Here is a 17,251-nt window from a genome sequence, read left to right as displayed (position 1 = left end):
GTATTAAGGCAAGTGTTATTATCGTGACACCGATTGTAATTAAAATGACTAATAATGATGTTCTCGAAAAGTGGTCGGCAATACTATCGAATGACTTTTCTACTTGTTTTGAAGCTGCAAAATAAGGTGTCGTGTCAATTTCCATATACAATACATAACGTAGTGTTCCACCCGCCATAACTGGATAATACATAGTCGCGGTATGATCTTTCAATATCATTTTTGGTTCTGTTTTTTTAACGACCTCATTTATGTTATCATTATTAACTTTGTCAGATTTCTTCCATTTCGGTTCAATACCTTTACCGGTGGATTCAGACAATACAATATTTTGAGGATCAATTAAATGGATAACTTTTACACCATTTCCTTTTGTAATGTAAGTTTGAAGCACCTCTTCAAAACTATTTGCATTTAAAGCTGTTTCAATAATCCCTGATTTATCCGCTTTCGGAATCGCAGTAAACTTGAATATATCACTTGAACCTACAGCCACAATTAAAGGAGACTGCATAACATTTTCTTCACCAGTAAGCAATTTCTTGTAATATTCTCCAATAGTAAATAAATTTTGATTAAGACTTTTCGGATCTGTCGAAACAGTAAATTTACCAGTCTTATCTGTTATATAAAAATTATCCATATTGAATTTAGATAGTAATTGTATTAAATCTTTATTTGTAATATCTTTATTTTGTACAAGCTCCTGTATGGCAAAAGATGCATTTAGCATACTTTGATCATATGAATCTTCTAACTTCACAACTTCATTCGAAATACTTAACGATAAACCTTCCAAGCTTTCGGTAACTTCTTCCTCAGCTCTTTCATTCATCGAGATTGATTCTTCTTGAATATCATTATTTACGTTTGTTTTAGTAAAAAATAAAACTGTCGAAATAGTTATGATAATTAATAATGAGAATACACCAAAGAAACTCATGATTTTCATTTTAAGTGACATTGCGCTCTCTCCCTAAGATGTTGTCGAAATATGTCTTATTTTTATATCGTCATGTAGTTTATATTTTTGAAGTAGAAACTAATTATTTCCAATTAAAAAAGTCCGGATTGTCCAGACTTTTGCTTTAACGAATAAAAATTATATTAGTTAACTCTTTCATTACTTTTTTTATTTTCAATCGTTCTTTTCCAACCAGTAAATTCATCTTTGCTATTTAGTTTTTGAATAATTTTTTCAACAGACATCTCTGACCTATCAAGGAAAGTGTTTATTTCTAAATCATACTGCTCATTTTGTTGGTGGACAAAACTAAGCTGTCTTTTTGCTTGCCCAATTGTCCGATCACCTCTTAATATTTCTCTACGTTCTAATTCTTCTTCGGGGCAATGAACCCCAATAAAAAGAATCGGGTAATCTGATAAGATTTCATAACAATCGTTTATGGTAACTTCATCATGAAGAATTTGATCAATAATCAAATTAACCCCTTTTTCGGAAAACATCGCTATTGTTCGATGAAAGAAATACTCTGTAGGTACAGGTATTAGACGTTCGTTTTCTCGATCTTCCATTCTTTCAATCACCATATCAAAATCATCTATACTATAATGAAAATAATTTGGAAGCTTCTTTAGCAATTCCTTTGACAAAGTTGATTTTCCAGAACTAGACACTCCATTTAAGAATACAATTTTACCTTTTTCCACATGAATCCTCCAATTTGCTATCATTTCTCTTTTATATTTCGACAAAAACCTCCTGATTCCTTCAATAATTAACTCATTCCATTTCCCCTCTTGTCTTTAAATCATCTATAATAAGTAGGACGATAATCCTTAAAGAAAGCTAGGAGATAGTATGGAACGATTGCAGCCAGTTTGGGAAGCGATTGGACGTTTTTGGAAAAAGAAACATATTACACAGTTCATCATGTTATTATTTTTAACGATATTTTTACTCATCTTACTCTATTTTGTTTGGACTGCTAGTCGAGTCAATATTTCTTCATTGAAGGAAGGACTTAGTCAACCAACAGTTATTTATGATAAAAATGGTAAGATTGCTAGCAATGTTTTAACAAATCGAACGGAAGGTGTAACAATTGAAAAGTTACCTAAACATGTTTCAGATGCTGTTATTGCTATTGAAGATGAACGTTTTCGTGAGCATCGTGGATTTGATATAAAAGGAATTGCCCGAGCATTTTTTCATAATCTACTTTCGGGAAGTATTACAGGTGGTGGGAGCACGATTACCCAACAGCTAACGAAAAATGCCCTCCTTTCACGCGAAAAAACGTATACACGTAAAGTAGAGGAACTATTTTTAGCTATTAAAATTGAAAAGGTCTACAAAAAAGATGAAATATTACAAATGTATTTGAACCAAGTGTATTTTGGTAGTGGATCATGGGGAATCAGTCAAGCTTCAAAAAAATACTTTAATAAAGATATTAACGATATATCGATCAGTGAGGCAGCAACTCTTGCCGCTCTTTTGCAAGCTCCTAGTGCTCTTGACCCTTACAAACACTATGATCGAGCAATGAACCGCAGAAATATGGTATTAGATAAAATGAAGGAACATCATATGATTACAACTGAAGATTATAAGAAAGCCAAAGCTGAAAAAATCAAATTGGAGGATGGAGGCGGCAGCTTTATCGATAGAAAATATCCATATTATGTTGATGCCGTCCTAGATGAAGCGATTCACACTTACGGCTTAACACAAGAAGACATATTAACAAGGGGCTATCGGATTTATACGGAAATGGACCAAAATTTGCAAACTTCTCTTGAAAAAGTTTATAAGCGAGACTCCCTTTTCCCAAGAGGAAGATCAGGAGAAATAGTCCAAAGTGGTTCTGTATTATTAAATCCTGAAACTGGTGGAGTTCTTGCTCTTATTGGCGGTCGAGGCGATAACGTATTTCGTGGATTTAACCGAGCAACCCATTTAAAGGCTCAGCCTGGTTCGACGATGAAGCCACTCGCCGTATATACACCTGCTTTAGAAGAAGGCTACGATCCAACTTCTTTGCTTGTCGATGAACCTACCACGTTTGGAGAATACAAACCTGAAAATTTTTCAAAACAGTACGAGGGTGAAGTCACAATGTATGCAGCACTTGAAAAATCGCTTAATATTCCAACTGTGTGGCTTCTTGACCAAATTGGTTTAAAAAAAGGAATCGATTCAGCTAAACGTTTTGGTATTCCGATAGAAAAAGAAGATGAAAATCTGGCGCTAGCTCTAGGTGGGATGCATCATGGTATCTCACCACTTCAATTAGCTGAAAGCTACTCCACATTTCCAAACGGTGGAAAACGTCGTGATAGCCATCTTATTACTAAAATCATTGGTCCAACTGGTGACGTTATTGCAGAGCATAAGACAAAGACCGTTAAAGTAACTTCAAAAGCAGTCACAAAGGAAATGACTTCCATGCTATTAAATGTTGTTGAATCTGGAACTGGAAAAGGTACTCGGATTTCTGGTTTGCAAATAGCTGGAAAAACTGGCTCGACTCAGCTCCCTTACGAGAATATAAACGGAACAAAGGATCAATGGTTTGTCGGGTATACACCAAACTTAGTCGGTGCGATTTGGCTTGGCTATGATAAAACGGATCAGGAACATTACCTTCCAAATAGTAGCTCAGAAAATGTTGTGCCTATATTTAGGGCAATCATGGAACAATCAAAGCCCTTTCTGAAAACTGAAAAGTTTGAAGTGGCTTCCATAAAAGAGAGACTTAATGATGATGAGCAGATGGACAAATCTCAAAAAGCCTTAGAAGATCAGGTTGCCAAATTTAAAAAAGAACTGAAAAAAAACACAAGCATTTTAGAGGATAAAATCAAAGAAGAATCACCTAAATGGAAAGAATCCTTCGATAAAATGATGTATGATTTAGGTAAAACGATCGATGAGCTCATTCAAAAGGTGAAAAAGCCGAATAAAGAGATCGAATAGCTTTTGAAACATCCCTTCATTTATAATGGGATGTTTCTTTGCTGTTAAATTTTCTTCCTTAAAATACATGTTCTCTATTTTCGGTTCAAACGTTCCAAAAATAGCATTACTCATGTAGTATAATATTTACATATTATCCTCCCTTCAGAACAGGAGTTTACTTTAAATATGAGGAAAAAAAAGCTTTTATTCTTTTATTTTATCGCAAGTTTCATTTGGATTTATGGTACAAATTATTTACTTGAGGAATTAATCTCCAATGATTATATTCATTTTGTCGAGCGTTTTAAAGAAATTGTCTACGTTTTTGTGTCAGGTGGCTTTTTTTATTTTTTCATCATCAAAACTGACGAATTGAACGCCACTAAAGAGGATGAAAAAAGACTATCTACCTTGATTAATTCGATGGTAGACTTTGTCAACTTTAAGGATGGCGAAGGAAGATGGATTGAAGCCAATGAATTTGGCTTAAAGCTTTTTCAAATCGATCATGTTGACTATAGAGGGAAAAAGGATTCTGAACTAGCAGAGTATACATCCTTTTATTCAGATGCTCTTCGATATTGTGAGGTTTCAGATGAGGAAGCATGGAATCAAAGGGGAATTAGTCGAGTGGAAGAGGTCATTCCTTTACCAGATGGTACAAAAAAAACGTTCGATACCATTAAAGTTCCCCTCTTCAATCCTGATGGGAGTCGTCAAGGATTAGTGATCATCGGAAGAGATATAACCGAAAGAAAAATCGTTGAAAAACTATTAGAGGAAAGTAGACAGCAATATAATTCACTTTTTGAATATAGTCCTGATATCGTTTATATTTTTGATTTAAACGGAAAAATCACTAACTTAAATCCACAATTTGAAGTACTTACTGGTCACAAAATTAATGATTTCATCGGATGTTCTGTTCTGAACATCGTAGAAGAAAAATATCGTGAACCCCTAAAAGATTATATTGACAATGTAATTGAGAGTCAATTACCGCAAATATATGAAGTTGAGATAAAACATAAAAACGGGAACTTGATAACCCTTTATTGCAATGCTCTCCCTATCATTGTCGATGGAAATGTTACTGGTGTCATCGGCTATGGGAAGGATGTGTCAAGTTTAAGGCAAGCGGAAGAGCGATTAAGAAGAACAGAAAAACTCTCTGTAGTGGGCGAGCTATCTGCCAGTGTCGCCCATGAAATTAGAAATCCTCTAACATCACTTAAAGGCTTTGTCCAGCTTTTACAAATGGAGGATAAGAAACATCAATTCTATTATCAAATCATGTTAGATGAATTGAATCGAATTAATCATATTGTTGGAGAACTACTCATGTTAGCTAAACCACAAGAAATGACATTTTCAAAAGCTGACATCCATAAACTTTTATTTGATGTGATTTCATTATTAAATACAGAGGCAAGTTTACACAATGTGCAAATTGATTTCATCTCTTCAGAAAAGGAAATTTGGATGGAATGTGAGGCTAATCAATTAAAGCAATTGTTTATCAATATCATCAAAAATTCGATTGAAGCTTATGATAAAGGTGGTACGGTTTCTATTCGTTTAGAACTGAATATAAATAATGATATTTCCATCACAATCCACGACAATGGTTGTGGAATATCAAAAGAGCGTTTAGAAAAAATGGGAGAACCCTTCTACTCCTCAAAAGAAAAAGGAACAGGTTTAGGTTTAACAGTAAGCTTTAAAATCGTCCAAGCACATAATGGATTGATCCATTTCGATAGCGAGCCAAATAAAGGTACAACGGTTCATATTGAATTACCAAAAAAACATCATAATTAAAGTAAAAATGCCATAGACGAATATCTTGGCATTTTTTGTTATCTTAAAAATTTCAATTATATTGGTAATTTTCGTATTTTTTTATAAAATGCAATAAATAAGGATTGAACAATGATATAGATAAACAAGGAATATCGAATACCATATCCATTTTTATACTCAAACACATTCATTAAGTGGGAAAACCATTCAAACCCAAGCGAAAATAATGAACAAACAAAAATAAAGGGAAGATAGGTTTTTCGTGAAATACGTAATTTTTCAAATAAGTAAATAAAGAACAATCCGAATGGTGGATAAATGAGATAGACTGCTATATCCATAATAGTATAGTCAGGACCATCCATGATGTCATAATAGTCGAATGCAAGTGCCCCGAACGTATTATCTAAAACACTTGAAACGGTTATACAATATAGTCCAATTAGAATTGATACTTGTTTCGAAAATTTAATAGGCAATAGAAAATAGATTGCCCATAATACGACTATTAAAATAAGGATAAAATAATCATTTAATCCGAAACTATTTTCAACAAATTTCATTGATTTACCACCATCAACTAATATTTTCAAGCTTCTTAAACCATTTAAGTAAAATAGCCAATAAGATAAAAATAAAAAGATAATAAATCCCCGAATAAAAAATATTCCATTTGATAAATTGATACAACTTTAAATGTGATCCTAATTTCTCTAAAGAAAGAGTAATAGCGATGAAAACTGCAAGGGCAACTATTTTCCATTGTGTCTCATAAAATATGTTCAAACAATAGGTAATGAAAAAAGGTACAATTAAACTCCGATATAACAGAAAAGAAACGTACAATTTAGCGTTTGTAGTTGTCTTAATCAATTCCAATGTTTCGAGTATCCCAAGATAGAAATGCGAATTGATAAGTACACTTAAAAGCAATAGAAAGAAGGTATCACGTACTAATGTTTTTGATCTTTTTTGATAAAATAAAATGAGGGCTACCATGATCCAACTATTCAATAAATAAAAAGTTATTATCATAATATCTCCTCATGAAATAATAGTATTTATTCTTTTCCTTTTACAATAGTATTTACCTTTTCTATTTCAGTAATACTGTATTGACAATGAATAATTATTGCTAATGATTGACCGGAACTCTTCCTTTATAGGTGATGTCCGGTCTTTTTTACGTAATCTATAGTTGACTTAATGTAAAATTTATATTACATTAAGTATATAAAACTTTACCTAGTGTAAAACAAAATATACAGGGGGTGTAAACAATGACTTATCAAGAAAAGAAGAGCATTGTTTCGTTGATTAGCGCCATAGTTATTTTTGGATCTTATTGGTTGTATATGTACCCAAGGTTCCCTGAAGGGGGTCTAGAATCAATGGAAACCTTTCGTTTTTGGGGTACCTTCGTCCTCATCTTGACTTTGGTTTCAATTGTTTCTCACATTATTATCAGCATTATTTTTAACATCATCTTTAGAATCATGACTAGAGAAAAAGAACCTAAATTTGCGGATGAACTAGATAAACTAATTGAATTGAAGGCATTCCGAAATTCATTTTTCGTGTTTATTATCGGCTTTATCCTAGCAATGGGATCACTAATAATCTATCAGCCTTCACAGATGATGTTCATTGTTCTGATCACTTCAGGATTCATTTCCGATGTGACTGGTTCTATTACGAAATTTTATCACTATCGGAGAGGAGTGTAAGAGTGGGTAAAAATCTTGTCGGCAATCACATCCGTAAATTACGATTCAACCATGATGAAATGACCCAGCAGCAATTAGCTGACAAGGTGGGTGTAACAAGACAAACAATCGTGGCTCTTGAAAAGGGAAACTACTCCCCATCTCTAGAACTGGCTTTTCGCATTGCACACGCCTTTAACTTACCATTGGAAGAGGTATTCTTTTATGGAGACAATACCCAACTCTGAGTACTAGGATTGTTTACGCTTTACCGTTTATGAATTTATTAAAAGGCGGAGATGAAAATGAATTCAAACAAAAAAGCAGAAAAAATTGTGGGAGTACTGTTTATTCTTGCAGCCGTTACTGCGATAATCGGACTTCTTTTATACGATCCCATCCTAAAGGATCCTAATTACCTGATCAAAGGTTCCGAACACGCCAATCAAGTGATATTAGGAGCACTTATGGAGTTAATTCTAGTTGTTTCAGCAGTAGGTACAGCAACTACCATGTTTCCAATTTTAAGAAAATATAATGAAACCATAGCTCTTTGGCATGTTTGCTTCAGGTTTCTTGAAGCGATTATCATTACGGTTGGTGTGATCAGCGTACTGTCCCTTCTGACTTTAAGCCGAGAATTTGTAGCAGCAGGAGCCCCAGATATCGCCTCATATCATACTTCGGGTATAATATTAATAGCTATACACGACTGGACATTTATGCTTGGCCCCCTATTTATGTTGGGTATTAATACGATAATGTACAGTTATATATTTTATAAATCCAAGCTCGTACCGAGGTTTATATCCATTCTGGGAATGTCAGGAGCAATTCTCGTATTTATTTGTGCCTTATTAGTTATGTTCGATGTTGTTCAACAAATTTCTGGTTTGGGTGCTATTTTTGCACTTCCAATTGCAGCTAATGAAATGATTTTAGCCGTATGGCTTATTGTTAAAGGATTTAACGAATCTGCTTTAGCTTCTCTGTCTGTAAAAAAGTAATCGTTTCGATATCAACTTCATGTTCATAAAGTAAAAAAGAAAACGCTTATAAGCGTTTTCTTTTTTACCTTTACTTCTGATACTGTACCCTGTGTAGGTTGGCAAAAATTCCACCTTGCTCAATGAGTTCGTCATGACGACCTTCTTCTGCGATCCCATCCTCGGTGACAACAACAATACGATCAGCATTGCGAATCGTTGCTAAACGATGGGCAATGACAAGTGTAGTCCGATTTTTTGCAAGCTCTGTTAATGCAGCTTGAATAATCGATTCAGTTTCTGTATCCAATGCCGAAGTAGCTTCATCCAAAATTAAGATTGGAGGATTCTTTAAAAACATTCTAGCAATAGCAAGTCGTTGCTTCTGACCACCAGATAGCTTCAATCCCCTCTCCCCTATTTGTGTTTCATAGCCTTCTGGTAAGGAGGCTATGAAATCTTCCAAATGAGCCCTTTTGGCCGCTTTGAAAATTTGTTCATTCGTTGCACTTAACATTCCATAGGCAATATTTTCTCGTAAAGTCCCTGTAAATAAGAATACATCTTGCTGGACAATCCCAATTTGCGAACGGAGAGAGTTTTTCGTCATTTGCCGAATATCAATGCCATCAATGGAAATAAACCCTTCATTTACATCATAAAATCTCGGAATCAGCGAGCAAATCGTTGTTTTCCCTGCACCTGATGGTCCTACAAAAGCAACTGTTTCCCCAGCAGGGATATGCAAATCAATTCCTTTTAAAACAGGCTTTGTATCATCATAACTGAAGCTTACATCTTTAAAAATAATATCCCCTTTTAAAGAAGATATTTCAACAGCATCCTTTACATCCTCCACTTCAGGTTCCGTATCAATTAGTTCTGTAAATCTTTTAAATCCAGCCATTCCTTTCGGATAAAGCTCCATTAGTGCACTAATTTTATCTATCGGTTTAAATAAAACATTGGTGTACAGTATAAATCCGACTAATTCTCCGTATGACATTTGATTGGTAAAGCTTAACCAAGCACCATAAACTAGAACAACCAAAATCATCAGTCTTGTCATCATAAAAATTCCTGACAAACTAAATGACATCACTTTATAGGCTGAAAGCTTTGCCTGACGAAATTTTTGATTATTTGTTTTAAATCTAGAAATCTCAAATTCTTCATTCGTAAAGGATTGTACTACTCTTATGCCCGAAACACTGTCTTCGACACGTGCATTTACATCAGCAATATTCCCATACATCCGATCCCAAGCTTTGTTCATTTTAAAATTGCAAACGGTAATTAACCAAATTAAAAATGGAACGATTATTATCGTGACGAATGCTAGTTTCACGTTAATCGTTAACATAATCCAAAATGCTCCAACAAAAGTCATGACAGATATAAACAAATCTTCTGGACCATGATGAGCTAACTCTCCAAGATCAAACAAGTCATTGGTGATACGACTCATAATATGTCCTGTTTTTGTATTATCAAAAAATCTAAATGATTGTTTCTGGACATGTTGGAAAAGCTGCTGCCTCATATCTGTTTCAATGTTAATCCCTAATTTATGCCCTAAATAATTGACTATAAATTGAAGAAACATGCTCATCACATATAAAAGCAATAAACCAATACTTACTGAAACAATCATCGACCAATTTCCGCTAGGCAATAAAGAATCAATAAACCATGAAACCGCTAGTGGAAAGGCTAATTCCAATACTGCAACCACAACAGCACTACTGAAATCAAGCATGAATAACTTTTTATGAGGTAAATAATAAGTAAAAAAACGTCGAATCATAGATGCTCTCCTTTTCTCTTTAAATATAATAGGATTATAGGCTTGTAAGGAAAATTTTTCAAGGATTCAGAATTTTATTACAACACTTTGGAAATAAGTATTTATTTCAGAGTGAAATTTCGGTAATATTATATTTAGGTAATCGAAATATTAAAAAAGCGAAAGAAGTGTTATCAAAATGAATTCACATCAAATGGCAAAGAGAAACCTACTGATTATGTGGTTCGCTAATTTCTTCATTGCCGGAAGTATGACGATGGTTCTGCCCTTTATTTCTTTGTACATTGGAACACTAGGAAATTATACAGAAAGTTATGTACAACATTGGTCAGGATTAACATTCGGAATTACATTTGTGACAGCATTTCTATTCTCTCCGATATGGGGAAGACTAGGTGATCGAATCGGTAGGAAAAAAATCCTTATCTTTTCTGGTTTAGGAATGGCTTTCTCCATCTTTTTAATGGGATTTGTAACATCTGTTCCTCAGTTATTTACCCTACGATTGTTTATGGGTATATTCGCTGGATTTATTTCCATGTCACAAGCCTATATTTCCACCCAAACACCGAAAGAAATCGCCGGACGCGTACTAGGTACTTTACAAACAGGAAATATAACCGGTTCGTTGCTAGGACCATTACTTGGCGGGGTTCTTGCTGATCATTTTGGGTATTCAACTACTTTCCAATGGACATCTGTCACGATTTTTATATCAGCTATCCTTGTCATGACGACGAAGGAATTCAGAATTGATATGAAAAAAGATACAAAGTTAATGTATTCGCGAAAAGAAGTTTTACTTCATATTTTCAAAAATCCAATTTTGTTGACGGTTTTAATCATTTCAACATTTATTCAAATTGCCCACTTCAGTATTCAACCGATTCTTTCACTTTATGTGAAAGAGTTACATGGACCAGAAAATATTGCATTGTTTTCAGGTATCGTTTTTTCGGCTGCTGGGGCTGGAAACTTAATGATGACTAGAAAATGGGGAGACATTGCAGACCGATTTGGCTATATTAAAGTACTCATCATTCTTCTCCTTGTAGGAGGGATCGTCTATCTTCCTGGAGCATTTGTTAATAATATTTGGCAATTAATGTTCATCCGTTTTGCACTTGGCATTTCATTAGGTGGACTCATTCCTCTTCGTGTTGCTTATATTCGCCAAGCTGCTCCTATCACGATGCAGGGTGAAGTTTTAGGTTACAATACAAGCTTAACTTTTTTAGGGAATGTCATTGGTCCTATGATGGGCGGAATGATTGCTGGTTATTTCGGAATATCTTCCGTATTTTTTACGACTAGTTCGATCTTGTTATTAAGTGCATTAGTATTATTTGTTTCGATGCAGCGTCATCCAAAAGTGGTTAAACAATTATCGTAGGAGAAAATGGCTACTCTCCCACCGTGAGTAGCCATCTTTTATGTATCATTTTATATACGAATCAATTAATTTAATTACTTCCTCGTAATAAGAATGTTCATGAGCAACAAATTCACTTTTAGTTACATATTTATTAATTTGGATATTTTCTCCTTCTTCATTTATTTCAAAACCAACAACTTTTATTTCAGAAACACCGTTTAGATAAAGATCAGAAAAATGAGTAAACTGTGCTTTTACAATCCCAGACACTTCTTCTTTTTGCGGTTTAAAATCATTCATCCCCAGTTTATAATCAAGAAGAAAATTATGAGCTAATTCTTTATCAATTAGTTCTCCTTGACTAACAGAGTACTTGATGACACCAAGTGGAATAAGTTCTTCCATTGATAGGTCAATTCCTAATTCTTCCTTTACTTCCCTTATTCCATCGTCAACGGTTTCATGAGACAAAATATGACCAGCTGCTGTTATGTCTAGTAGATTAGGATAATCCTTTTTTGATGAACTCCGTTTTTGAAAATAGATGTAATCTATTCCTTCTTCCCTACTTATCAACCAACAATGAAAGGTTTTATGCCAATGCCCTAATTTATGTACTTCTTCACGTGTAGCTTCGCCAAGTGGATTTCCTTGTTCATCGTATATTCTAAGCATCTCATCTTCCAAATTCCTCAGCTCCCTATTATAAAAAGCTACCCCTTTTGACAGCTAAAATCATAGTACTTATGTATTGATAATAAGTTAATAGACATATCTATTCTAATCTTACTGAAAAATGCTTGTTACAATATTCTATGAGATTCTTTGAAAATCTTATAAAAGATTGAATGCGTTCTTCATTTGAATGGAATAAAGTTTTCTTTTCACCTTTTCGGATTAGTATTGCTTCTTTTATGATGTTATGTGATTCTGCAGTCGTATGAAGCAAACCATATTCTCCTGCGTTAATTTTAGAAATAATTTCATTTTCCTTAAGTGTGTAAAATTGTCGTAATATCCCTAATACAGACCATTCAATTTCGACCTCTATTTGGGAAGAAGGAAGTTTAATTAGTTCCTCATACGAATTTTCTATCCATGTGATTCTACTTGCCCAATATGTATTCATATTTTCTTTTACATAAGAGACGATATCCAGTGATTTGTCACTGTATTGAAAGGTTGAAGGCATTGGCCCAAGCACATTAATCCCTTTGTTTTTCAAAAGAAACCAAGTGATTGGGTTAAAATTAAAATAAGGTCCATAGCTTAATTCGTTATCGTTATAAAATAGAAAATGTTCAACTGAGTTTATAGAATGTAATTTTCCTATATCATCCCAAAGGATATAGACCCCATCCATCTCTGATTTATATTTAATTTCTATCTTTTTATGGATAATAGATAAGTTTTCAAAATCATATTCAGTTAGTCGTCTATTTGTAACCGCAATAAAGTCAATATCACTTGACTCACCCTCATAAGCATTTAAAGCAATCGAACCGTGAAGATACAATCCTTCAAGTGCATTTGGTAGATGTTCATCGAAAAGGCGAATATAATCATTTATAATTGTTTGAACATTACTTGGTATTTGGTTCATGCTACACCTCTTTATGAATAAATCTTGTTCGTTTAAGTTTGCTATATTTGCTCTATTTTTCTATATTAACATATAATTACAGTTGATTTTCGAATTAAATTTTTGTTACAAGAATGAGGATTTAACGATAGGATTAGGCAAAGTAGTTCTTATTGAAAGTTGCCATTTATTATTTTTATAGCATTACGAATTCTACAAAGAATCGAACCTATCTACAATCAATCCTAGCAATGCTATAATCAAAATGGATGCTTAATTAAAATTTACTTAGAGGAGATTTTTATGAAACCAGCATTTACAGACAAAATTATGATAAACGTTCCGAAACTAGAAGTATTTGAATTTATTTCAGATTTAAGAAATGGGTCTAAGATGAATGAGGATATCCTGTCAGTTGAGAAACTTACTGAAGGTCCCATTGAGATAGGTACCAAATTTAAAGAAACGAAAATCATAAGAGGCAGAAATACAGAGGCGACTATTGAAGTTATAGAATATACCTCTTTAAAAGCGTTTTCCGCAACAAGTGAAGCAAATGGTTTAAAAGTAACTTATCATTATCACCTAAGCGAAATTCCTAACGGGACCTTAGTTAATTTTCAATGCGAAATAAAAACAAGTGGGATCATCATGTTCATCACCAAACCGTTCATCACCAAAATCATAATACAAGAAGAAAGTGATCGTTTAATAAATATAAAACGTGCCCTCGAATCTTAAGAGAACATAAAAGCACTGCTTCAGTTTTTTCCTTCCTTTTGGGATAAGACATTAACTTTTCACAACCAAATAAATGGCAGTACCTTAAGGGGCTAGTCGCATATTTCACATTTTTCCTATTACAAAAAAATAAGCAGAGGTTCCCACAATGCCCCCTGCCTCCAGCAAATTGCCAAAATAAATTTTTATTGCGGTTCTTCGTAATCTAAAGCTCTCTTGCTGTCTCCAAGACCTTTTGTTGTAGGGTCTTGCACAACACCTAACATCGAAAGAATAATGAATGCACTATTAATTAAAGTGAGAATTTCACCTTTGATTTGATCCGTTATTTGAAAATCTACTACTCCATAAGAATTTAAGGTAGCCAAAATAATTTGCACCATGATGATAATTTGTGATGCAAAAGCCATTACCCAGCCTTTATTTTTCAAACGAACTTTCCAATTGATCACTTTTAACCCTCCAATTCCCTTTTATATTATTCTATGCTTGAAAACAAAATGGTTGTCCGCTATTGCCCTAACATTTAAATGTAAATTTCTATAGTGCTGCCAAAATAAAAACAGCTAACCATTGGCAGCTGTTTTTATCTTTTCTACTCTTTAATCCTTTGGAGAAAAAAGGTATACTATTTATAAGTTGGTAATTATGCCAACTACTTAACCTCTTGGCGCTGCTCATCGTGACGGTCGCCTGGGGGTTTTTGACTTTGAATAATTCATTACCTCACATTAGTTCATATGTCCCCTTCTTAATACGTTCAAGCAATGGGCATGACTTATCAATTGCAAATAAATGTAATTCATGCATCGCCCTTGTACAAGAAGTATAGAATAGTTTTTTGTCTTCTTCTCTTGTATATTGTGCTGCATCATAAATAACCACGGAATCAAATTCAATCCCTTTAGCTAAATAAGCAGGGATGATTAACGTGCCTTCTTCATAATTTAGAGTCCCCTTTTCAATCAAACGAACAGAGAACTCGTTTTGCAATGAATCATAGGCCATTTTGCTTTCTTTCGCCGTTTTACATATGATGGCTATTGTTTTATGACCCATTTGTTGGAGCTCATGAACTTTTTTAATCATTTCCTTTTCTAATTCAAAGTTGTCCGGAACGATTTTAAAAGTCGGCTTACTCCCTTCACGATTAAAAGGCTCAATCAATTCGCCATTTTCAATTAATCCCTTTGTAAATTCAACGATTTCCTTTGTTGAACGGTAAGTTTTAGTAAGGACAATGGTTTCTGTCTCTTCCCCATCGTCTGAACTTGATAAAACTGTTTCCGATTGGGTTACTCCCGAATAAATCGCTTGATTGATATCTCCAAGCAATGTTACTTTGCTATAGGGAAAAAGCTGTTTTATAAATGCAAATTGAAAAGGTGAGTAGTCCTGTGCCTCATCAATAAATACATGTCGAATGGAAGTATCGGATTTTCTTCCTAAAATTAAATCCTGAAGATAAACGAAAGGTGTTGCATCTTCATAACTTATAAACCTTTCATTCAATCTTCCGATTGTATAAGAACTAATATCTTGCCAACTTTGGTACGATTGATTTTCGATCTTAAAGAGTTCCTTATAGATTCTTATCATATTGACAAACTTTAGTTTTTTCAACGAATTAAAGATTCTTTTAAAACGCTTCATGACGACCATTTCAACTAAATATGCTTGTTCCCGGTCATAATCGTCAAATGAATTAGCAGAAAATCGTTGTTTCTCTTGTAATTTTTTGAATGCATCTAAATAATCTTCTTTATCTAAAAACTGAATTTCTTCTTCGACCCATGGCTCCGACTGCTCAGCTTTCATGCATTTTTTTAACTCTTTTAAAAGCCAAGCTTTCACTAATTCTACTTTGTTCGGAATCGAAATATGTGAATCTAAATTATAATAATAACGATGAATATCTTCTTTTGTAATAAGTGTTTTTCGTTGAAACTTGATATCATGAAAAATGATTCCATTCTCCTGTAGGGATTCCGCATAAGAATCAATTAGGTTTTTAAATTCGATACTTCCTTTGTAACGTATACTTGCAAGTCTTGTTACATAATCCTCTTGATCTATAGCTGTCAATAAATATTCCATTTGGTCATAAGAATCTTCAAGAAAGAAATCACGATCAATCCGACTATTTAAATATTCTTGGAATGTTGTTTGCTTCATATTCTCTTCGCCTAATTCAGGTAATACGGTTGCTACATAACTATTGAACAGTGTGTTTGGTGAAAACAGCATAATATTTTCCGAATGGAGTGTTCCTTTGTATCGATACAATAAATAAGCTACACGTTGCAATGCTGCAGACGTTTTCCCACTCCCTGCAACTCCTTGAACAATAAGTAATTTTGCTTTTTCATTACGAATAATTTGATTTTGTTCCTTCTGTATCGTTGCTACAATACTTTTCATTTGCGTATCCGCTTGATTCCCAAGCACTTCTTGAAGCATCTCGTCCCCTATCGTTACTCCTGTATCGAACATCGCTTGTAATTCTGAATTTCTAATTATATATTGACGTTTTAATGTTATTTCGCCTTCGTAGATTCCGCCCGGTGTATTGTACTTTGCCGGACCTGGTGAAAAATCGTAATACATACTTGCAATTGGGGTGCGCCAATCATAAATAAGAAAGTTCTCGTCTGTTGCATCCATTAGTGAAGAAATTCCTATATAAATTTTTTCAGCGGATTTTTCACCTTCTTCTTGAAAATCAATCCTTCCAAAATACGGAGAATTTTTCAATTTATCTAATGTCTTTAATTGTTTATCTATTAACCCTCTTGTTCTTTCTCGCTCTGATAGCAATTGAGCTTGTTGCTTAATACTATAGTAGGTTTCAATAATATCGTCTGGTTCGTCTAGGTTGATGGTAACATCATTCCAGAAAGTGGACTTAATTTCAATTACATCAGAATTCACTTGGCTATTTTTTTGTTTGAGTATTTTCGCTTTTTGTTCAACAACCGCAATTAATTGATTCACTTGTTGTTGCTCTTGTTTCCACTCTATGCTCTTACTCATCTAACCACACTCCCAGAAAAATTAAGATAAAATGTTTGACATTCATTTCTTTTTGTGATAATGTTATTATAGGATATTTATTAACATCATCTTTTAAATACAAAAAGTGACCATTTCCTATTTTACAATGTCCATTTATACTTATCAAGCCTTTTATTAAAAATCCCCACCATTAGTGAACTGCCCCCTGTCAAGTAGACAGTGGAAATAATAAAATGATTTAAGCGGCTTTAGCTCTATATTCCATAGGGCTAAGGCCGTTTAATCGTTTTTGATATCTATCATGATTATAA

The 17,251-nt window shown here is 33.8% G+C and carries 15 protein-coding genes; 7 read left to right on the top strand and 8 right to left on the bottom strand.

Annotation, left to right across the window (positions count from 1 at the left end):
* Positions 1-1,107: 1,107 nt before the first annotated feature.
* Positions 1,108-1,671 (bottom strand): phosphotransferase-like protein, encoded by a 564-nt coding sequence (locus ACFSO7_RS09705; RefSeq protein WP_377877104.1) that lies wholly within the window; start codon positions 1,669-1,671, stop codon positions 1,108-1,110.
* Positions 1,672-1,822: 151 nt separating this feature from the next.
* Here ACFSO7_RS09705 and ACFSO7_RS09700 point away from each other — a divergent pair, with 151 nt between their 5' ends.
* Positions 1,823-3,943, top strand: a complete 2,121-nt coding sequence (locus ACFSO7_RS09700; RefSeq protein ID WP_377877103.1) for a PBP1A family penicillin-binding protein — start codon at positions 1,823-1,825, stop codon at positions 3,941-3,943.
* Positions 3,944-4,111: 168 nt separating this feature from the next.
* On the top strand, positions 4,112-5,746 hold the full coding sequence (locus tag ACFSO7_RS09695; RefSeq protein WP_377877102.1) for a PAS domain S-box protein: 1,635 nt from the start codon (positions 4,112-4,114) through the stop codon (positions 5,744-5,746).
* A gap of 56 nt (positions 5,747-5,802) precedes the next feature.
* On the opposite strand, the gene ACFSO7_RS09690 is transcribed toward ACFSO7_RS09695, so the two are convergent.
* Positions 5,803-6,291, bottom strand: a complete 489-nt coding sequence (locus ACFSO7_RS09690) for a hypothetical protein (RefSeq protein ID WP_377877101.1) — start codon at positions 6,289-6,291, stop codon at positions 5,803-5,805.
* Positions 6,292-6,304: 13 nt separating this feature from the next.
* Positions 6,305-6,763, bottom strand: coding sequence for a hypothetical protein (locus ACFSO7_RS09685; protein WP_377877100.1), 459 nt, complete (start codon positions 6,761-6,763; stop codon positions 6,305-6,307).
* A gap of 245 nt (positions 6,764-7,008) precedes the next feature.
* Here ACFSO7_RS09685 and ACFSO7_RS09680 point away from each other — a divergent pair, with 245 nt between their 5' ends.
* The 3 genes from ACFSO7_RS09680 to ACFSO7_RS09670 are packed head-to-tail and all read left to right on the top strand — an operon-like array spanning position 7,009 to position 8,441.
* A complete protein-coding gene (locus ACFSO7_RS09680) occupies positions 7,009-7,455 on the top strand; it encodes a hypothetical protein (protein WP_377877099.1) in 447 nt (148 codons plus the stop codon).
* 2 nt (positions 7,456-7,457) lie between these two features.
* Complete coding sequence (locus tag ACFSO7_RS09675; RefSeq protein WP_377877098.1) at positions 7,458-7,682, top strand: helix-turn-helix transcriptional regulator; 225 nt, start codon at positions 7,458-7,460, stop codon at positions 7,680-7,682.
* Between the two features lie 57 nt (positions 7,683-7,739).
* Positions 7,740-8,441 carry a DUF4386 domain-containing protein gene (locus ACFSO7_RS09670; RefSeq protein ID WP_377877097.1) on the top strand — a complete coding sequence of 234 codons (702 nt, stop codon included), beginning with the start codon at positions 7,740-7,742 and terminating at the stop codon, positions 8,439-8,441.
* 70 nt (positions 8,442-8,511) lie between these two features.
* Here the strand turns inward: ACFSO7_RS09670 and ACFSO7_RS09665 are convergent, their stop codons facing one another.
* On the bottom strand, positions 8,512-10,227 hold the full coding sequence (locus ACFSO7_RS09665) for an ABC transporter ATP-binding protein (protein WP_377877096.1): 1,716 nt from the start codon (positions 10,225-10,227) through the stop codon (positions 8,512-8,514).
* Between the two features lie 178 nt (positions 10,228-10,405).
* Between ACFSO7_RS09665 and ACFSO7_RS09660 the strand changes: the two genes are divergently transcribed.
* Positions 10,406-11,620 (top strand): MFS transporter, encoded by a 1,215-nt coding sequence (locus ACFSO7_RS09660; RefSeq protein WP_377877095.1) that lies wholly within the window; start codon positions 10,406-10,408, stop codon positions 11,618-11,620.
* A 45-nt stretch (positions 11,621-11,665) separates the two neighbouring features.
* On the opposite strand, the gene ACFSO7_RS09655 is transcribed toward ACFSO7_RS09660, so the two are convergent.
* Together ACFSO7_RS09655 and ACFSO7_RS09650 are read right to left on the bottom strand one after the other, a co-directional pair.
* Positions 11,666-12,289, bottom strand: coding sequence for an NUDIX hydrolase (locus ACFSO7_RS09655; protein ID WP_377877094.1), 624 nt, complete (start codon positions 12,287-12,289; stop codon positions 11,666-11,668).
* 88 nt (positions 12,290-12,377) lie between these two features.
* Positions 12,378-13,205: an aminoglycoside adenylyltransferase domain-containing protein gene (locus ACFSO7_RS09650; protein WP_377877093.1), complete on the bottom strand. Its 828-nt coding sequence runs from the start codon at positions 13,203-13,205 to the stop codon at positions 12,378-12,380.
* Between the two features lie 282 nt (positions 13,206-13,487).
* Here ACFSO7_RS09650 and ACFSO7_RS09645 point away from each other — a divergent pair, with 282 nt between their 5' ends.
* Positions 13,488-13,925 carry an SRPBCC family protein gene (locus tag ACFSO7_RS09645; protein ID WP_377877092.1) on the top strand — a complete coding sequence of 146 codons (438 nt, stop codon included), beginning with the start codon at positions 13,488-13,490 and terminating at the stop codon, positions 13,923-13,925.
* A gap of 185 nt (positions 13,926-14,110) precedes the next feature.
* Here the strand turns inward: ACFSO7_RS09645 and ACFSO7_RS09640 are convergent, their stop codons facing one another.
* Both ACFSO7_RS09640 and helD read right to left on the bottom strand, forming a co-directional pair.
* Complete coding sequence (locus ACFSO7_RS09640; protein WP_377877091.1) at positions 14,111-14,377, bottom strand: phage holin; 267 nt, start codon at positions 14,375-14,377, stop codon at positions 14,111-14,113.
* 274 nt (positions 14,378-14,651) lie between these two features.
* Positions 14,652-16,958, bottom strand: coding sequence for an RNA polymerase recycling motor HelD (gene helD / locus ACFSO7_RS09635; RefSeq protein ID WP_377877090.1), 2,307 nt, complete (start codon positions 16,956-16,958; stop codon positions 14,652-14,654).
* Between the last annotated feature and the right edge of the window lie 293 nt (positions 16,959-17,251).

This window comes from Bacillus sp. CGMCC 1.16607 (assembly GCF_042683745.1).
Lineage (GTDB): Bacteria > Bacillota > Bacilli > Bacillales > Cytobacillaceae > Pseudoneobacillus.
The sequence above is the reverse complement of the archived record's forward strand: the minus strand, read 5'-3'. Positions and strand labels throughout refer to the sequence as shown.

Coding starts and splice junctions, on each gene's coding strand:
- ACFSO7_RS09695 (WP_377877102.1), top strand. CDS start 4,112: ATGAGGAAAAAAAAGCTTTTATTCTTTTATTTTATCGCAAGTTTCATT.
- ACFSO7_RS09645 (WP_377877092.1), top strand. CDS start 13,488: ATGAAACCAGCATTTACAGACAAAATTATGATAAACGTTCCGAAACTA.
- ACFSO7_RS09665 (WP_377877096.1), bottom strand. CDS start 10,227: ATGATTCGACGTTTTTTTACTTATTATTTACCTCATAAAAAGTTATTC.
- ACFSO7_RS09685 (WP_377877100.1), bottom strand. CDS start 6,763: ATGATAATAACTTTTTATTTATTGAATAGTTGGATCATGGTAGCCCTC.
- ACFSO7_RS09700 (WP_377877103.1), top strand. CDS start 1,823: ATGGAACGATTGCAGCCAGTTTGGGAAGCGATTGGACGTTTTTGGAAA.
- ACFSO7_RS09650 (WP_377877093.1), bottom strand. CDS start 13,205: ATGAACCAAATACCAAGTAATGTTCAAACAATTATAAATGATTATATT.
- ACFSO7_RS09670 (WP_377877097.1), top strand. CDS start 7,740: ATGAATTCAAACAAAAAAGCAGAAAAAATTGTGGGAGTACTGTTTATT.
- ACFSO7_RS09680 (WP_377877099.1), top strand. CDS start 7,009: ATGACTTATCAAGAAAAGAAGAGCATTGTTTCGTTGATTAGCGCCATA.
- ACFSO7_RS09660 (WP_377877095.1), top strand. CDS start 10,406: ATGAATTCACATCAAATGGCAAAGAGAAACCTACTGATTATGTGGTTC.
- helD (WP_377877090.1), bottom strand. CDS start 16,958: ATGAGTAAGAGCATAGAGTGGAAACAAGAGCAACAACAAGTGAATCAA.
- ACFSO7_RS09690 (WP_377877101.1), bottom strand. CDS start 6,291: ATGAAATTTGTTGAAAATAGTTTCGGATTAAATGATTATTTTATCCTT.